The sequence below is a fragment of the Paenibacillus sp. FSL R7-0048 genome, assembly GCF_038004505.1.
Taxonomy (GTDB): Bacteria; Bacillota; Bacilli; order Paenibacillales; family Paenibacillaceae; genus Paenibacillus_AQ; species Paenibacillus_AQ odorifer.
Genome location: NZ_JBBORF010000001.1, coordinates 6,547,220 through 6,564,662 on the forward strand (window position 1 = coordinate 6,547,220; position 17,443 = coordinate 6,564,662).

The 17,443-nt window shown below is 44.6% G+C and carries 13 protein-coding genes and 1 other annotated feature; all 13 genes read right to left on the reverse strand.

Annotated features, from left to right (window positions below; all coding sequences use genetic code 11):
• Nucleotides 1–25 precede the first annotated feature (25 nt).
• Nucleotides 26–334 (reverse strand): 30S ribosomal protein S10, encoded by a 309-nt coding sequence (gene rpsJ / locus NSQ91_RS29105; RefSeq protein WP_017692074.1) that lies wholly within the window; start codon nucleotides 332–334, stop codon nucleotides 26–28.
• 225 nt (nucleotides 335–559) lie between these two features.
• Nucleotides 560–1,909: a globin-coupled sensor protein gene (locus tag NSQ91_RS29110; protein ID WP_076305241.1), complete on the reverse strand. Its 1,350-nt coding sequence runs from the start codon at nucleotides 1,907–1,909 to the stop codon at nucleotides 560–562.
• A 259-nt stretch (nucleotides 1,910–2,168) separates the two neighbouring features.
• Entirely contained in the window at nucleotides 2,169–3,359 is a 1,191-nt protein-coding gene (gene tuf / locus NSQ91_RS29115) for an elongation factor Tu (RefSeq protein ID WP_036680523.1), read from the reverse strand.
• A 109-nt stretch (nucleotides 3,360–3,468) separates the two neighbouring features.
• Nucleotides 3,469–5,547 (reverse strand): elongation factor G, encoded by a 2,079-nt coding sequence (gene fusA / locus NSQ91_RS29120; RefSeq protein ID WP_036680521.1) that lies wholly within the window; start codon nucleotides 5,545–5,547, stop codon nucleotides 3,469–3,471.
• Between the two features lie 47 nt (nucleotides 5,548–5,594).
• On the reverse strand, nucleotides 5,595–6,065 hold the full coding sequence (gene rpsG / locus NSQ91_RS29125; RefSeq protein WP_036680520.1) for a 30S ribosomal protein S7: 471 nt from the start codon (nucleotides 6,063–6,065) through the stop codon (nucleotides 5,595–5,597).
• Nucleotides 6,066–6,110: 45 nt separating this feature from the next.
• A complete protein-coding gene (gene rpsL / locus NSQ91_RS29130) occupies nucleotides 6,111–6,530 on the reverse strand; it encodes a 30S ribosomal protein S12 (protein ID WP_036680518.1) in 420 nt (139 codons plus the stop codon).
• Nucleotides 6,531–6,663: 133 nt separating this feature from the next.
• Nucleotides 6,664–6,915 carry a ribosomal L7Ae/L30e/S12e/Gadd45 family protein gene (locus NSQ91_RS29135; RefSeq protein ID WP_038573459.1) on the reverse strand — a complete coding sequence of 84 codons (252 nt, stop codon included), beginning with the start codon at nucleotides 6,913–6,915 and terminating at the stop codon, nucleotides 6,664–6,666.
• Between the two features lie 180 nt (nucleotides 6,916–7,095).
• The gene (gene rpoC, locus NSQ91_RS29140; RefSeq protein WP_076130019.1) at nucleotides 7,096–10,707 is read right to left on the reverse strand and encodes a DNA-directed RNA polymerase subunit beta'; all 3,612 of its coding nucleotides are present in this window, start codon (nucleotides 10,705–10,707) and stop codon (nucleotides 7,096–7,098) included.
• 116 nt (nucleotides 10,708–10,823) lie between these two features.
• A complete protein-coding gene (gene rpoB / locus NSQ91_RS29145; RefSeq protein ID WP_038573461.1) occupies nucleotides 10,824–14,369 on the reverse strand; it encodes a DNA-directed RNA polymerase subunit beta in 3,546 nt (1,181 codons plus the stop codon).
• Between the two features lie 422 nt (nucleotides 14,370–14,791).
• Complete coding sequence (locus NSQ91_RS29150) at nucleotides 14,792–15,391, reverse strand: class I SAM-dependent methyltransferase (RefSeq protein ID WP_076186625.1); 600 nt, start codon at nucleotides 15,389–15,391, stop codon at nucleotides 14,792–14,794.
• A 111-nt stretch (nucleotides 15,392–15,502) separates the two neighbouring features.
• Nucleotides 15,503–15,862: a 50S ribosomal protein L7/L12 gene (rplL, locus tag NSQ91_RS29155; protein WP_036680508.1), complete on the reverse strand. Its 360-nt coding sequence runs from the start codon at nucleotides 15,860–15,862 to the stop codon at nucleotides 15,503–15,505.
• Nucleotides 15,863–15,927: 65 nt separating this feature from the next.
• Nucleotides 15,928–16,431, reverse strand: coding sequence for a 50S ribosomal protein L10 (rplJ, locus tag NSQ91_RS29160; RefSeq protein ID WP_076099619.1), 504 nt, complete (start codon nucleotides 16,429–16,431; stop codon nucleotides 15,928–15,930).
• Nucleotides 16,432–16,495: 64 nt separating this feature from the next.
• Nucleotides 16,496–16,648 (reverse strand) — a sequence feature (ribosomal protein L10 leader region).
• 67 nt (nucleotides 16,649–16,715) lie between these two features.
• Nucleotides 16,716–17,408 (reverse strand): 50S ribosomal protein L1, encoded by a 693-nt coding sequence (gene rplA / locus NSQ91_RS29165; protein ID WP_036680504.1) that lies wholly within the window; start codon nucleotides 17,406–17,408, stop codon nucleotides 16,716–16,718.
• Between the last annotated feature and the right edge of the window lie 35 nt (nucleotides 17,409–17,443).

Below are 17,443 nucleotides of genomic sequence, written 5' to 3' on the forward strand. Positions count from 1 at the left end.
TTTTCCTAAATTACTTAAAATAGAATTACAATTTGATTTCGATATCTACACCGGACGGTAGATCCAAGCGCATCAAGGCATCCACAGTTTGTGGTGTTGGGTTCACAATATCGATCAAACGTTTGTGAGTCCGTTGTTCAAACTGTTCACGGGAATCCTTGTACTTGTGTACCGCACGGAGAATAGTAATGATTTGCTTCTCAGTTGGTAACGGAATCGGCCCGGACACACCTGCACCCGAACGTTTTGCTGTTTCAACAATCTTCTCAGCGGATTGATCAAGAATTCTGTGGTCGTATGCTTTCAAGCGAATACGAATTTTTTGCTTTGCCATTTTAGTCCCTCCTTCTATCGCCCAATTTGGTATCGGACATACTCCGTGAAAATTTTCTGACCTCGTCCCCATGGCAAAGGGGCCGGGTGTGTCAGTAACCTCTCACATCATCGCAACGTCTCAGAACAACATTTATTATTATATATAATAGGCAGCAGTATTGCAAGCGAAAATAGAAAAACAACGCATATTTTTTTCATGCGCTGTTCTTCTACTATATATATGTTAAAGATTCTCTGTGGCAGACTTAAAAAACTCTGCGGAGGAAGCAGTCTGAGCCGTTGCTGTTCCGATCCCCTCAATGGTTTGGATTAAGGTTCTTATTTCTTCTTCCACTATTACAATCTCCTGTGTACTGCTACGCATAGCGTCTACAATATCAGAGAACAAAAGACTAGTCTCGACCGATTGGTGCTTCCCATTCTTAGTTAACTCCTGCACCTTACGAATCTCTTCTACAACCTGCTGAGTGAGTAGACCAGATTTATTTGTTAGCTCTACGATCTGAATTACAGTACTCTTAGTATCCTCTGCAAGCCGGCTAACTTCTTGAGCAACCACACTAAAACCTCTACCATGCTCACCGGCTCTAGCGGCTTCAATCGTTGCATTAAGTGAGAGGATTTTAGTCTGATCGGCAATTTCCCTTACTGAGTTCACAATTTTTTGAATTTGCTTAGAGGAATCGCTTAACTCAATGATCGAGTCTTCCATCTCACTGGTGGTCTGATATATAAGATTAATTTGCTCAGTCAAATCACCCAAGTGTTCATGCCCATCTGTAGCTAATCCCTGTGACTCCAGGGCGGATGCAGCCGTACGTTGGAATGTTCTACTTACTTCATTGCTGCTTGCCACTAGCTGCTTTACAGCAGCATTAGTATCGATGCTATAATCTATCAATTCAACGCTAAACTCTGAATTTTTTTGTTTTAATTCATTTTTCACCAATAGATATTGCTCTTCCTTCTCTTTTATGTTCTCCTTCTCATATTCTTCTAGAACCAGCTGCTGCTCAAGGTTAAGGAGTTTGGTCACGGTCTGAACCACTCGAAGGCGTGTATTATCATCGTTTGTTTCATTATATATAACGCGTATAAATACGTTCTGAAGATTCTGAAAAGCAGATAAATACCATTTGGGCTCAAGCCCAACTTTTTTATGAATATTAGCGATCATTAGACGCTTTGCTATGTACTCATCATCAACCTTTCCATTAAAAATCTCTAGAATATGCCCACGAAGAGTAGTTTTTAACCTGTCTATACTGCTATGCTCTAAAATAATAGCTTCAAGTTTATTTACGCCTAATACCGAATTGTAAAATTGATCAATGATATAGTCTATATTTTGCTCAACAACAGGTTTCACCCTGCGTAGTAAGTTCAAATCTGCTTCAGTTAGATCAATCATTCTCATCTGCTCGTTAAGCTCACCATGTCCATCCAGCTTATGAAAAGACTCTGCCACAGAATGATTCTGATCCTTGAAGTCTAAGGAATGAGAGGCAGGAGAATCCACATTATTATTACGTGCAGTTAACGCATGCATGAAGGAAAAAGGACATTTCCCCATATTACCACTCTCCCACAATTCCTATTATTTTACATTATTATTCCTCCTTCATTTTACTCTATCATTAGTATAATTGTAAACAATTGATTGTTGTAATTTGACGAATTATGTAGAAAAAGATCATATTGTTATGCTTTATTATCAATTGGTGTCGAATAATACATTATTCTCAGAAAAAACAAAAAAGCCCCTGATTCTCCGCAAGAAGAATCAGGGGTGTTTGTAATTCGGAATCTACCCGCAGATAGAAGTCGAATTATTATTTTTGGATAGAAGCTACGCTACCAGCACCAACTGTACGGCCACCTTCGCGAATGGAGAATTTAGTACCTTCTTCAATAGCGATTGGGGAGATCAGTTGTACGGTTACGGAGATGTTATCACCAGGCATAACCATTTCAGTACCTTCTGGCAAGTTGATGATACCAGTTACGTCAGTTGTACGGAAGTAGAACTGTGGACGGTATCCAGTGAAGAAAGGCTTGTGACGGCCACCTTCTTCTTTTGTCAGAACGTAAATTTGAGCAGTGAACTCAGTGTGTGGTTTAACGGAGTTCGGCTTAGCCAATACTTGACCACGCTCGATCATGTTACGGTCAACACCACGAAGCAATGCTCCGATGTTGTCCCCAGCTTGAGCGGAATCCAGCAATTTACGGAACATTTCTACGCCCGTAACTACGGATTTCTTAGTATCTTCGTGAATACCAACGATTTCGATTTCTTCTCCGACTTTAACTGTTCCGCGTTCTACGCGACCAGTTGCCACAGTACCGCGGCCAGTGATGGAGAATACGTCTTCGACAGGCATCAAGAAAGGCTTGTCAGTTTGACGCTCAGGAAGTGGAATGTACTCATCGATTGTTTCAAACATTTCGATGATTTTTTTAGCGTAATCACCATCTGGGTTTTGCAGAGCTTCACGAGCAGAACCACGGATGATTGGAGTATCGTCGCCTGGGAAGTCATACTCGCTAAGCAAGTCGCGAACTTCCATTTCAACCAATTCCAACAACTCTTCGTCTTCAACCATGTCGCATTTGTTCAAGAAGACAACGATGTAAGGAACGCCTACTTGACGGGACAACAGGATGTGCTCGCGAGTTTGTGGCATTGGGCCATCAGCTGCGGATACAACCAGGATAGCTCCGTCCATTTGCGCTGCGCCAGTGATCATGTTTTTAACATAGTCGGCGTGACCAGGGCAGTCTACGTGAGCGTAGTGACGGTTAGGAGTTTCATATTCAACGTGGGAAGTGGAGATTGTGATACCACGTTCGCGCTCTTCAGGAGCTTTGTCGATTTGATCGAATGCGATAGCTGCGCCACCGTAAGTTTTGGACAATACAGTAGTGATTGCAGCAGTCAGAGTCGTTTTACCATGGTCGACGTGACCAATAGTACCGATGTTAACGTGCGGTTTGTTACGTTCAAACTTTGCCTTTGCCATTTGAACAGTTCCTCCTTAATGTGGGGTTCCTTATATTTGAGCCGCCCGCATACCTGTAATCTTAGATGACTGAGTGTTTATACCCGGGACGGCAAGTTAAAACTGGTAATTATTCAGCGCCTTTGTTCTTTGCAGCGATCTCTTCCGCAATGGATTTAGGAACTTCTTCATAGTGAGAAAGCTCCATTGAGAATACGCCACGTCCTTGTGTACCAGAACGAAGTGTTGTAGAGTATCCGAACATTTCGGAAAGAGGCACCTTAGCACGGATAATTTGCGCTCCACCACGGGAATCCATACCTTCGATACGGCCACGGCGGGAGTTCAGCATACCCATTACATCACCCATATATTCCTCAGGAACAGTTACTTCTACTTTCATGATTGGCTCAAGCAGGACAGGCTTACACTTGTCTTTAGCTGCTTTGAGTGCCATCGAACCGGCAATTTTAAATGCCATTTCGTTGGAATCGACATCATGATAAGAACCATCTACGATGGTAGCTTTAACGTCTACTAGCGGGAAGCCAGCAAGTACGCCGTTTTTCATTTGTTCTTCAATACCCGCAAGTGCAGGAGCGATGTACTCTCTAGGAACCGAGCCACCAACAACTTTACTTTCGAATTTGCTACCAGTACCTGGTTCGAGGGGTTCAAATTCAACCCATACGTGACCGTATTGACCACGACCACCAGATTGGCGTACAAATTTACCTTCGACGCGAGCAGGTGCCTTGAACGTTTCGCGGTAAGCTACCTGTGGTTTACCCACATTAGTTTCTACTTTGAACTCACGACGCATACGGTCGATGATGATGTCCAAGTGAAGTTCACCCATACCAGCCAGGATTGTTTGGCCTGTTTCTTCATCAGTGTGAGCACGAAGAGTTGGATCCTCTTCAGTCAACTTTCCGAGAGCAACGCCCATTTTATCTTGGTCAGCTTTAGTTTTTGGTTCAACAGCGATCTCGATAACTGGATCAGGGAAGTTCATTGATTCCAGAATTACTGGATTCTTCTCATCACACAGTGTATCACCTGTACTGGTATCTTTCAAACCAACAGCAGCTGCGATGTCGCCAGAATACACGATGGAAATTTCTTGACGGCTGTTCGCATGCATTTGAAGGATACGACCAATACGTTCACGCTTGTTCTTAGTTGCATTAACTACGTATGATCCGGACTCAAGTACGCCTGAGTAAACACGGAAGAACGTAAGTTTACCAACATAAGGGTCTGTCATGATTTTAAATGCCAAAGCTGCAAACGGCTCTTCATCCGAAGAGTGACGAACAGCTTCTGTACCGTCATCAAGATGTCCAGTGATAGCTGGAACGTCAAGAGGAGATGGCAAGTAATCAACAACAGCATCCAGCATAAGCTGAATCCCTTTGTTTCGGTAGGAAGATCCAGCAATTACAGGGAACAATTTAACTTCAACTACGCCTTTGCGAATTGCAGCTTTAATTTCCGGAATTGTAATTTCTTCGCCTTCCAAATACTTCATAGTCAGATCCTCATCAAGTTCAGCAACTTTCTCGATCAACTCGAGACGCAGCTCCTCAACTTTGGCCAAATATTCTTCCGGAATATCCGTTACTTCGATGTTTTGGCCCAGATCATCTCTGAACATGTGTGCTTTTTGCTCAACTAAGTCGATAATACCAGTGAAATCACTTTCTGCACCAATTGGCAATTGAATAGCAACTGCATTGGCTTGAAGGCGATCACGCATAGTTTCGATTACGTTAAGGAAATCCGCACCGATAATGTCCATTTTGTTTACATATGCAATCCGGGGAACGTTATAACGGTCAGCCTGTCTCCATACGGTTTCAGACTGAGGCTCAACGCCCTCTTTTGCACTAAATACACCAACTGCCCCATCCAATACACGCAGGGAACGTTCAACTTCAACAGTGAAGTCAACGTGTCCTGGGGTATCAATGATATTGATGCGGTGACCTTTCCACGCAGCAGTCGTAGCAGCGGACGTAATCGTGATTCCGCGCTCTTGTTCTTGCTCCATCCAGTCCATTGTAGCAGCACCCTCGTGAACTTCACCGATTTTGTGCGTACGGCCTGTATAGAAAAGAATCCGCTCTGTGGTAGTTGTTTTACCAGCATCAATATGCGCCATGATCCCGATGTTACGTGTATTTTTTAAGGAGAACTCTCTAGCCATGAAATGGATCTCCCTTCAAAATATAAGTTATTTGAATGACCTTTATCCTACCAACGGTAGTGAGCGAACGCTTTGTTTGCTTCAGCCATTTTGTGTGTATCTTCACGTTTCTTAACAGAAGCGCCTGTGTTGTTGGAAGCGTCGATGATCTCAGCCGCCAAACGCTCTTCCATAGTCTTCTCACCGCGGTTGCGAGAGTAGTTTACGAGCCAACGTAATCCCAGAGCAGTACGTCTCTCTGGTTTAACCTCGATAGGTACTTGATAGTTAGCACCACCGACACGACGAGCTTTGACTTCCAAAACCGGCATGATATTCTTGATGGCAGCTTCGAAAACTTCCATCGGATCTTTACCCGTACGTTCTTCAATCAATTTGAATGAATTGTACAGAATGCTTTGAGCGACACCTCTTTTACCACCCAGCATAATGCGGTTAATCAAACGAGTAACCAACTTGCTATTATACAACGGATCTGGCAATACGTCTCTCTTTGTAACTGGACCTTTGCGTGGCATGGATATCCCCCTTTCTTAAATGTTTATTATTCAGATATTGTTATCTTACTTCTTAGCTTTAGGACGTTTTGCACCGTATTTAGAACGAGCTTGCATCCGGTTAGCTACACCTGCTGTATCCAAAGCACCACGAACGATATGGTAACGAACCCCTGCAAGGTCCTTTACTTTACCTCCGCGAAGTAATACAACACTGTGCTCTTGTAAGTTATGTCCGATACCCGGGATATAAGCTGTTACCTCGAGACGGTTCGTCAAACGAACACGGGCATATTTACGAAGCGCTGAGTTTGGTTTACGTGGAGTCATTGTGCCTACACGAGTGCACACACCGCGTTTTTGCGGAGCGCTCAAATTTGTAGCCTCACGCTTGAGGGCGTTATACCCTTTTTGAAGAGCGGGAGATTTAGATTTTTCGATTTTGGCTTGACGGCCTTTACGAACCAATTGGTTAATTGTTGGCATGTTGTTGCCACCCCCTTCCTGAAATGATAGTCGATTTAAGAACTCTAAGCCCACAGACCCAGGCGGTTCATAAAAAGACAAATGAAAAGTTCTTGCCGCTGGTGTTCACCCCAGTACAAAAACATTTCTGTAGCTATTGTTTTAAGACGGCTGCCATCGCAGCGCCAACTTCTATTCCGCAGGCCTTGCCCAAATTCAGCATCGTATCCACATATGTGATCTTAACACCTTGTTTGTTACAAAGCAAAACTATCCTGGAAGTAAGCCTTTGATCTCCGTCCTCTGCCACATAGACTTCTGCGGCTAGGCCCAACTCTACCGCCTTGACGGTTTGTTTGGTACCGATCTTGACCTGAGCATCCTGTAGTCCTCTATCATCAGTCATTCTCTTTACCTCCAATGAACAAGGATAACATGGCTACTCACGCACCTTAGACATTTTAGCATTATCAATAGATGGTGTCAAGAAATTCAGCAACAATTTTTATAGAAATTATACACAGCAGAACACTCATGCCACACCTATGAGTAGGTATGACATGAGCACACTACCATGATTGCTAATTTATTCAGCAGGAACCGTCTCTAAAGATTCAAGTTCGCTTTCTGCATTTGGATCACTTAGCTTAACGTTACGGTAACGGTTCATCCCAGTACCTGCAGGAATCAACTTACCGATAATAACATTTTCTTTAAGTCCAAGCAACTTATCTACTTTACCTTTGATAGCAGCGTCTGTTAGGACACGAGTAGTTTCTTGGAATGATGCAGCTGACAAGAAGGAATCCGTTTCAAGAGACGCCTTGGTAATACCGAGCAAGACTGGTTTAGCAACAGCAGGCTCTTTACCAGACAAGATAGCTTCCTTGTTAGCACCTTCGTACTCATGAATATCCGCAAATGCACCTGGCAACAGACTTGTGTCACCTGCGTCAATGATACGGATCTTCCGAAGCATTTGCTTGATCATAACTTCAATGTGCTTATCATTGATCTCAACGCCTTGGTTACGGTATACACGCTGTACTTCTTGCAGAATGTAGTTTTGTACCCCACGGATCCCTTTGATACGCAGCATTTCTTTAGGGTCAATCGAACCGTCTGTCAGCTCATCGCCGGCTTCTATTTCTTGGCCTTCGCTAACACGTAGACGTGAACCATAAGTAATGGAATAAGTCTTGGATTCTGCTTCACCTTGAACCTCGATTTCGCGACGGTCTTTGGTTTCACGGATTTCCTTAATTACGCCATCGATCTCACTGATTGTAGCTTGACCTTTAGGGTTACGAGCTTCAAACAACTCCTGAATACGCGGCAAACCTTGAGTGATGTCATCACCGGCAACACCGCCGGTATGGAACGTACGCATTGTAAGCTGGGTTCCTGGTTCACCGATAGATTGTGCGGCAATAATACCAACTGCTTCACCAATCTCAACGTGTTTACCAGTTGCCAAGTTACGTCCGTAACATTTCTTACAAACACCATGACGGGCACGGCAGCTCAGTACAGAACGAATTTGCAGCTTAGTTACACCTGCGTTTACAATTGCCTCCGCTTTATCGGAGTCAATCAAATCATTGCGGTGAACAATGATTTCGCCTGTTTCTGGGTGACGAACAGTTTCGAAGCAGTAACGACCTTCAATACGGTCATACAGATCTTCGATAACTTCTTTACCATCCTGAATACGACTAACTGTGAAGCCTTTATCGGTTCCACAATCTTCTTCACGGACAATAACGTCCTGGGCAACGTCAACAAGACGACGAGTCAGATACCCTGAGTCAGCGGTACGAAGTGCGGTATCGGCAAGACCTTTACGCGCTCCGTGAGTGGAGATAAAGTACTCCAAGACGGTAAGACCTTCACGGAAGTTCGCCTTGATTGGCAATTCGAAAATCCGACCTGAAGGTGTTGCCATCAGACCACGCATACCACCCAGCTGAGTGATCTGCGATTTGTTACCACGCGCTTTAGAGTCAACCATGAGCATGATAGAGTTGAAACGGTCCATCGACTTAAGCAGGATGTTCGTAAGATCATCCTTAGTCTTCGACCAGATCTCAATAACACGGTCATACCGTTCGTCATTGGTGATCAAACCACGGCGATATTGGTTAGCAACCACATCAACCTTAGCTTCAGATTCTTTCAGGATGGTAACTTTCTCCTCAGGAACAATAACGTCCGACACGGCAACTGTAACACCAGAACGTGTGGAGTAAGTGAATCCGAGTTGTTTGATTTTATCCAAAATCATAGAAGTTTTGGTTGTGTGATAAGTTTCAAAACAACGAGCAATAATCAGACCCAGATATTCTTTACCTACAGCACTGGCTTCTGGAGCGGATTCAATCAGCTCGCGAATGTTCGCGCCTTTTTCGTAGATAAAGTATTTCTCTGGTGTGCCGTGCAGCAAGTTAGTTTTGGTTGCTTCGTTGATATAAGGGAAACTACTTGGGTAGATTTCATTAAAAATGATCTTACCGACCGTAGTAATCAACATTGCATTTTGTTGTTCTTCCGTAAAGCATGTTTTGCCAAGTGCTTTAGCCGGAATAGCAACACGAGCATGAAGTCCTGCAGTTCCGCGTTGGTAAGCTGATACAGCTTCGTTAACGGTACGCAGAATCATACCACTACCCTTTTCTTCCTTGTTATCCATGGTCAAGTAGAAAGTACCAAGGACCATATCCTGGGAAGGTGTTACAACTGGCTTACCGTCTTTAGGGTTCAAGATATTACCAGATGCAAGCATAAGAATGCGTGCTTCCGCTTGAGCTTCTGCAGACAGAGGAACGTGCACCGCCATTTGGTCACCGTCAAAGTCGGCATTGTACGCCGTACATACGAGTGGGTGAAGACGAATAGCGTGACCTTCCACCAAAATCGGTTCAAATGCTTGAATACCGAGACGGTGAAGTGTTGGTGCGCGGTTTAGAAGTACTGGGTGTTCTCTAATTACTTCTTCGAGTACATCCCAAACTTCAGGACTTACGCGTTCAACTTTACGTTTCGCGCTCTTTATGTTGTGGGCAAGGCCCTTATTAACCAATTCTTTCATAACAAAAGGCTTGAACAATTCTAACGCCATTTTCTTAGGAAGTCCGCACTGATACATCTTGAGGTACGGTCCTACTACGATAACGGAACGTCCAGAGTAGTCAACCCGTTTACCGAGCAAGTTCTGGCGGAAACGTCCTTGTTTACCTTTCAGCATATGGCTGAGCGATTTAAGCGGACGGTTACCAGGACCGGTTACCGGACGTCCCCGACGGCCGTTATCGATGAGAGCATCGACAGCTTCCTGGAGCATCCGTTTTTCGTTCTGCACGATAATGTCAGGAGCACCGAGATCAAGCAGTCTTTTCAGACGGTTGTTCCGGTTAATAACACGGCGATAGAGATCATTCAAATCAGACGTAGCAAAACGGCCACCATCCAACTGAACCATCGGACGAAGCTCCGGAGGAATAACCGGAAGAACATCCATGATCATCCAATCAGGCTTGTTGCCGGAGTTACGGAATGCTTCAATGACTTCCAGACGTTTGATCGCCCGGTTACGGCGTTGGCCTTGGGCCGTACGCAGTTCTTCTTTGAGGAATTCCAGCTCTTTATCAATGTCGATATCTTGAAGAAGCTTTTTAACAGCTTCAGCACCCATGCCGGCTTGGAAACCATAACCGTATTTTTCACGGTAGCTACGATATTCTTTCTCGGACAGAAGTTGTTTCTTTTCCAGTGGAGTTTCACCTGGATCCGTTACAACATAAGATGCGAAATAGATAATTTCTTCAAGTGATCTTGGAGACATATCTAGTGCAAGCCCCATGCGGCTTGGGATACCTTTGAAATACCAGATATGAGATACCGGAGCGGCCAATTCAATGTGACCCATACGTTCACGACGAACTTTAGCACGGGTAACCTCAACACCACAACGGTCGCAGACTACGCCCTTATAACGGACACGTTTGTATTTACCGCAATGACATTCCCAGTCTTTTTGTGGTCCAAAGATACGCTCACAGAAAAGACCCTCTTTTTCCGGTTTCAATGTACGATAGTTAATGGTTTCCGGTTTCTTAACTTCTCCGCGGGACCATGAACGAATCTTCTCCGGAGAAGCGAGTCCGATTTTCATAAATTCAAAATTGTTAACGTCCAACAAGGAGCAACCCTCCTTAACCTAATCCTGATTTAGTACCGCTTTGCCCTCTTCTGACTGTTACATCAAAAGAGGGCGTGCGGTCCTTTATAAAATGGAACTTTTAAGCTCCAGCTTGATTATTCTACTCCGACTTCTGAACCTTCTAAATTGAGGCTTAGTTTGTCGCCTGACGTCTCGTCCTCATCGTCCAATTCTCTCATTTCAATTTCCTGCTCGTCACCGCTAAGAATCTTAACATCCATACCCAGGGACTGCAGTTCTTTGATCAATACCTTGAACGACTCAGGAACACCTGGTTCCGGTACATTTTCACCTTTGACAATAGATTCGTACGTCTTCACGCGACCAACCACGTCATCGGATTTCACGGTCAAAATTTCTTGCAATGTATATGCAGCACCGTAAGCTTCAAGCGCCCACACTTCCATCTCCCCGAAACGCTGTCCACCAAATTGAGCTTTACCACCCAATGGTTGCTGCGTAACTAGTGAGTAAGGTCCTGTTGAACGGGCGTGAATCTTATCATCAACCATGTGCGCCAGTTTGATCATGTGCATGACACCAACAGTAACTTCACGTTCGAAGCGTTCACCTGTACGGCCATCATACAGCACGGTTTTACCATTACGCTGCATACCTGCTTCTTCCATCGTATCAAACACGTCGTACTCACGCGCTCCGTCGAATACCGGCGTTGCAATGTGAATTCCCAGACGCAATGCGGCCATACCAATATGGACCTCAAGCACCTGTCCGATGTTCATACGAGAAGGAACGCCCAGAGGGTTAAGAACAACCTGTACTGGCGTACCGTCCGGAAGGAACGGCATATCTTCTTCTGGCAGGATACGGGCAACGACACCCTTGTTACCGTGACGTCCGGCCATCTTGTCACCCTCAGAGATCTTACGTTTCTGAGCGATGTAGACACGAACCAATTGATTTACACCAGGAGGCAGCTCATCGCCGTTCTCACGTGTAAAGACTTTAACGTCCACGATAATACCATCACTACCATGAGGAACGCGTAAAGAGGTATCCCGTACTTCACGAGCTTTCTCACCAAAGATAGCGTGCAGGAGACGTTCTTCTGCTGTCAGTTCAGTTACACCCTTAGGAGTAACTTTACCCACCAGAATGTCACCAGCGCTGATTTCCGCACCGATGCGGATGATTCCGCGCTCATCAAGATTGCGCAGAGCTTCTTCGCCGACGTTCGGAATATCGCGCGTAATTTCTTCAGGTCCCAATTTAGTGTCGCGAGCTTCAGATTCGTATTCTTCGATATGAATCGAAGTATATACATCTTCCTTAACCAGCTTTTCACTTAACAGGATCGCATCCTCGTAGTTGTAACCTTCCCAAGTCATGAACGCAACGACTACGTTACGGCCAAGAGCAAGTTCGCCCATTTCTGTGGAAGGACCGTCTGCCAGGATATCACCCTTCTTAACAATGTCCCCTCTTTTAGCTAGAGGACGTTGGTTAATACAGGTACCTTGGTTAGAACGCATAAATTTGTGTAATTTATATTTAACGATATCGCCTTTAACTTCCTTGCCTTCGACAGTCTCAACGCGACGCAGCCAAATTTCATTAGCTGAAGAACGTTCGATAATACCGTCATACTTGGAAACGATACATACGCCAGAATCCTTAGCGGATTTATGTTCCATCCCTGTTCCGACCAGCGGAGCTTTTGGAATTAGAAGCGGAACAGCTTGACGTTGCATGTTAGATCCCATCAGTGCGCGGTTGGAGTCATCGTTCTCAAGGAACGGAATGAGCGCCGTAGCGACAGATACAACCTGTTTAGGCGAAACGTCCATGTAATCGACACGATTACTTGGCATCGTTGTAATGTTGTCTGAGTCTTTGTTGTAACGAACGATTACCATGTCTTCTTTAAAGGTGCCATCTTCTTCGATCAACACGTTAGCCTGAGCAACTACATAATTATCTTCCTCATCAGCAGTCAGATAGTCAATTTGCTCAGTCACCTTACCAGTCTTCGGATCCACCCAACGATACGGAGCTTCAATAAAGCCGTATTCATTGATGCGGGCAAAGGTAGACAAGGAGTTGATCAACCCGATGTTTGGACCTTCCGGCGTTTCAATTGGACACATCCGACCGTAGTGACTGTGATGGACGTCACGAACTTCAAAGCCCGCGCGTTCACGTGTCAAACCACCAGGTCCGAGGGCGGACAGACGACGTTTATGCGTAAGTTCCGCAAGCGGGTTCGTCTGATCCATAAATTGAGACAGCTGGGAGCTACCGAAGAACTCTTTAATAGACGCGATGACCGGACGAATATTGATCAGAGCCTGAGGCGTAATCGCATTAGCATCCTGAATCGACATTCTTTCACGTACAACACGTTCCATCCGGGACAAACCGATACGGAACTGATTCTGCAAGAGTTCACCTACAGAACGCAGACGACGGTTACCCAAGTGGTCAATATCATCGGTATTGCCAATTCCGTGAAGCAAATTAATAAAGTAGCTGATTGAGGATATAATATCAGCTTGAGTAATATGCTTAACAGATTTGTCGATATTGCCGTTAGCGATCAGCTTAATAACCCGGCCTTCTTCAATCGGCGAGAATACGTCAATTGTTTGAAGAGGAATATCTTCGCTGTCCATAACTCCACCAGTAACACGGTAGTTTTTAAAGGCAACATTCTTTTCGAAATATGGAATCAATTCATCAAGCAGTCTACGATCGACCATTTGGCCGGATTCTGCCAGGATTTCTCCAGTAGAGTCGTCAACCAAAGGCTGAGCAAGACGTTGATTGAAAAGACGGTTCTTAATGTGTAGCTTTTTATTGATTTTGTAACGGCCTACATTAGCTAGGTCGTAGCGTTTTGGATCAAAGAAACGCGCAACCAGCAAACTTTTGGCATTGTCTAGTGTCGGCGGTTCGCCCGGACGCAAACGCTCATAAATTTCAATAAGCGCCTTCTCCGTGGAGTCCGTGTTGTCTTTATCCAGCGTATTGCGAATATATTCATCATTGCCAAGCAATTCCAGAATTTCGGCATCACTACCGAAACCGAGAGCACGCAAAAGTACGGTAACAGGAATTTTACGAGTCCGATCGATACGAACATACATAATGTCCTTAGCATCGGTTTCAAGTTCCAACCAGGCTCCGCGGTTCGGGATTACTGTGGCGGTGTAGGTTTTTTTGCCGTTCTTATCCACTTTTGTGCTGAAATAGACGCTTGGAGAGCGAACCAACTGGCTGACAATAACCCGTTCCGCACCATTAATAATAAAAGTGCCGGTCTCCGTCATCAGCGGGAAATCTCCCATGAACACTTCCTGCTCTTTAACCTCACCGGTCTCTTTATTAATGAGCCGCACCTTTACACGCAGAGGAGCCGCATACGTTACGTCCCGCTCTTTAGCGTCGTCAACCGTATATTTCGGTTCACCCAGGCTGTAATCAATGAACTCTAGTACCAAATTACCTGTGAAATCCTGGATCGGCGAGATGTCCTGAAACATTTCCCGCAATCCTTCCTCCAAAAACCAATCATAAGATTTTTGTTGGATCTCGATCAGGTTCGGGACCTCGAGTACCTCGTTAATTCTCGCATAGCTCCGCCGAGTGCGTCGACCATACTGAACAAGATGTCCTGCCAACTTTACTCACCCCTCATGTCTACTCACTTAAAAATTGATTGCGAACCCTTGTTTGGAACCGTATAATGGAACCATACTACAAGGATTCAGTCATAAATAAAAGAAAAGCCCTTATCGAAATCTTCGAAAAAAGAGCGCATTTATCCATGACCAAAATACTCCTCATCAAGTAGATTTGCCCAAAACGTACATATTATACGTCACCAAGCAATAGTTTATGCGCTATTATCTATTACCACGTAGCATTCGCTGCGTTAGAGCATAGACAACCAACTCGCAAAAACTTGCCGTGCGGCATGCGCTAGCCGGGCGACAATATATTGCTTGACATTTCAGCAAACTAAAGACATGGAGCCTATCTTAATACTGACATTTTATAATAATACCATTATCACTATCACATGTCAATAACCTATTGTATTTTATTTTTGCGCTTTAATAATACGATAGCCTTTGTCTTTCCCCACTTCTTCCACCATTGAGAACAAGCTTTCTAGTTTTGCCACTGCGGATGGAGCGCCCTGCTTCTTCTGAATCACAATCCACAGATAGCCACCCTCATTTAAATGTTCATACGCATCTTCAAAAATCTTATGCACTACAGCTTTTCCTGCACGAATCGGAGGATTAGTTAGAATCACATCGAACTTCTGCTGCTCATTCAATGCGCCGAGCACATCGCTTTCCATTATCGTAACATTCCGGATTCCATTGTGCTGAGCATTCTCACGCGCCAGTTCTACCGCACGACTGTTAATATCAATCATGGTTACATGTCCTTTGGGAGCTAGGTATGCTGCACTTAATCCAATCGGCCCATAACCACAACCTACATCAAGCACCGCTGAACCGTCCGGAATTATCATAGCTTCAATAAGAACTCGGCTACCGTAATCGATGTCCCCTTTAGAGAATACACCGGCATCGCTCGTAAAACGAAAGCTTTTGCCTCTTAGTACGGTATCAATGCTACGTCTGTCATGACGTACTTCCGGCTGCTGCGAATAATAATGTTGCGACATCTCTTTCCTCCCTTTCCTATTATGTTAGCAGTTGGTATATACGCCCTACTAACTCTATTTATAAAACAAACCCCTTGAACAAGTTCAAGGGGTTTTCAGTAATAGAAGGAATTACTTCACTTCTACAGCTGCGCCTGCTTCTTCCAATTTTGCTTTAGTAGCTTCGGCTTCGTCTTTGCTTACTTTTTCTTTGATTGCTTTTGGTGCGTTGTCTACAAGATCTTTAGCTTCTTTCAAGCCAAGACCAGTGATTTCGCGAACGATTTTGATAACGTTGATTTTGGAAGCGCCAGCGCCTGTCAAAATTACGTCAAATTCGGATTGCTCTTCAGCTACTGCTGCTACTGCACCGCCAGCTGCTACTGGAGCTGCTGCAGTTACGCCGAATTCTTCTTCAATTGCTTTAACCAGGTCGTTCAGTTCCAATACGCTCATGCCTTTAATTGCTTCCAAGATTGCTTCTTTACTCATGATTGAACCTCCATTTTATATTTAAATTTATTTGTGGTATTGATTATGCTGCAAGAGTCAAAGGCTTACGCGCTTTGTTCTTCTTTTTCAGCAACAGCTTTAACTGCAAGCGCGAAGTTGCGCATTGGAGCTTGAAGTACGCTAAGCAGCATGGACAGCAAACCATCGCGGGATGGAAGCTCAGCCAGTGCTTTCAGTTGTTCCGCGTCAATGACACGACCTTCAACTACGCCGCCTTTCAATTTCAAAGCGTCGTTTTTCTTGGCGAAATCGTTCAAAATTTTAGCTGGTGCTACTGCATCAGTTGTGCTGAATGCGATAGCTGTTGGACCAGTCAAAACTTCATCCAATTCACTCAACTCAGCCGCAGCAGTTGCGCGACGTAGCAATGTGTTCTTCAGGACTTGAAACTCAACGCCAGCTTCACGAAGTTGCTTACGCAGTTCAGTCACTTGGGAAACGTTCAATCCACGGTAGTCAGCTACAACAGTCGAAAGACTGTTTTGCAGTTTTGCAGTAACGACGTCAACCGCGTCTTGTTTTGCTTGAATTACTTTTGCATTTGCCAATGTATACACCTCCTGAAAATTTATGTGTCGGCGTTCTTTCCAAGGAAAGCTTCACCGCTCCTACGCAGGCAGTAGAAAAGCCTCCGCAGAATCACGAAGGCTTGATAAAACGAAAGTTATACGAGCGAGCTCGTTACTTCTTGTTTCTATCACAACACCTCGGTAGGAAATTAAGCACTAAGGCACCTACTGTCTACGGTAAGCATATTCAAGGTTAAGATTGATACCTTAAGTTTCACAACTGTTATAGATTATCAAAATTGACTCAAAGAGTCAACCCTTAATTATCTGAAGACGGTTGTGTTCACACGAGCGCTAGGTCCCATTGTGGAAGAAATCGAGATGCCTTTAAGGTATACACCTTTAGCAGCAGCTGGTTTCGCACGGTTCAAAGCGTCGATAAGAGCTTTAAGGTTATCGTTCAATTGTGCAGCATCAAAGGACACTTTGCCGATTGGCGCGTGAATTTGACCTGCTTTGTCGAGACGGTATTCGATTTTACCGGCTTTGATTTCTTGCACAGCCTTGGAAACATCGAATGTAACTGTGCCAGCTTTAGGGTTAGGCATAAGACCTTTACCACCAAGCAGACGACCCAGTTTACCGACTTCACTCATCATATCAGGTGTAGCTACGCAGACATCAAATTCAAACCAGCCTTGTTGAATTTTGTTGATCATGTCTTGATCACCAACAAAATCAGCGCCAGCAGCTTCAGCCTCTTTCGCTTTTTCACCTTTTGCAAATACAAGCACGCGTTGTGTTTTACCAGTGCCGTGAGGCAGGACAACAACACCACGAACTGCTTGGTCTTGTTTACGTGGGTCTACACCCAGACGAACTGCTGCTTCAACGGTTTCGTCGAACTTAGCAGTCGCTGCCTTTTTCACAAGCTCTACAGCTTCTGAAGGCTCGTAAGTTGCTTCGCTGTTGATCAGCTTAGCAGCTTCTTGGTATTTCTTACCATGTTTAGCCATGAAAATGTTCCTCCTTTGTGGTGTTAGCGGAAATT

Bases quoted from the DNA above. Each gene is read 5' to 3' on its own strand.
- tuf (WP_036680523.1), bottom strand. From the start codon at position 3,359: ATGGCAAAGGCAAAGTTTGAACGTAACAAACCGCACGTTAACATCGGT.
- NSQ91_RS29135 (WP_038573459.1), bottom strand. From the start codon at position 6,915: ATGACTGATGATAGAGGACTACAGGATGCTCAGGTCAAGATCGGTACC.
- rpsJ (WP_017692074.1), bottom strand. From the start codon at position 334: ATGGCAAAGCAAAAAATTCGTATTCGCTTGAAAGCATACGACCACAGA.
- rplL (WP_036680508.1), bottom strand. From the start codon at position 15,862: ATGAGTAAAGAAGCAATCTTGGAAGCAATTAAAGGCATGAGCGTATTG.
- rplA (WP_036680504.1), bottom strand. From the start codon at position 17,408: ATGGCTAAACATGGTAAGAAATACCAAGAAGCTGCTAAGCTGATCAAC.
- rpsL (WP_036680518.1), bottom strand. From the start codon at position 6,530: ATGCCAACAATTAACCAATTGGTTCGTAAAGGCCGTCAAGCCAAAATC.
- NSQ91_RS29150 (WP_076186625.1), bottom strand. From the start codon at position 15,391: ATGTCGCAACATTATTATTCGCAGCAGCCGGAAGTACGTCATGACAGA.
- NSQ91_RS29110 (WP_076305241.1), bottom strand. From the start codon at position 1,909: ATGGGGAAATGTCCTTTTTCCTTCATGCATGCGTTAACTGCACGTAAT.
- fusA (WP_036680521.1), bottom strand. From the start codon at position 5,547: ATGGCTAGAGAGTTCTCCTTAAAAAATACACGTAACATCGGGATCATG.
- rpsG (WP_036680520.1), bottom strand. From the start codon at position 6,065: ATGCCACGCAAAGGTCCAGTTACAAAGAGAGACGTATTGCCAGATCCG.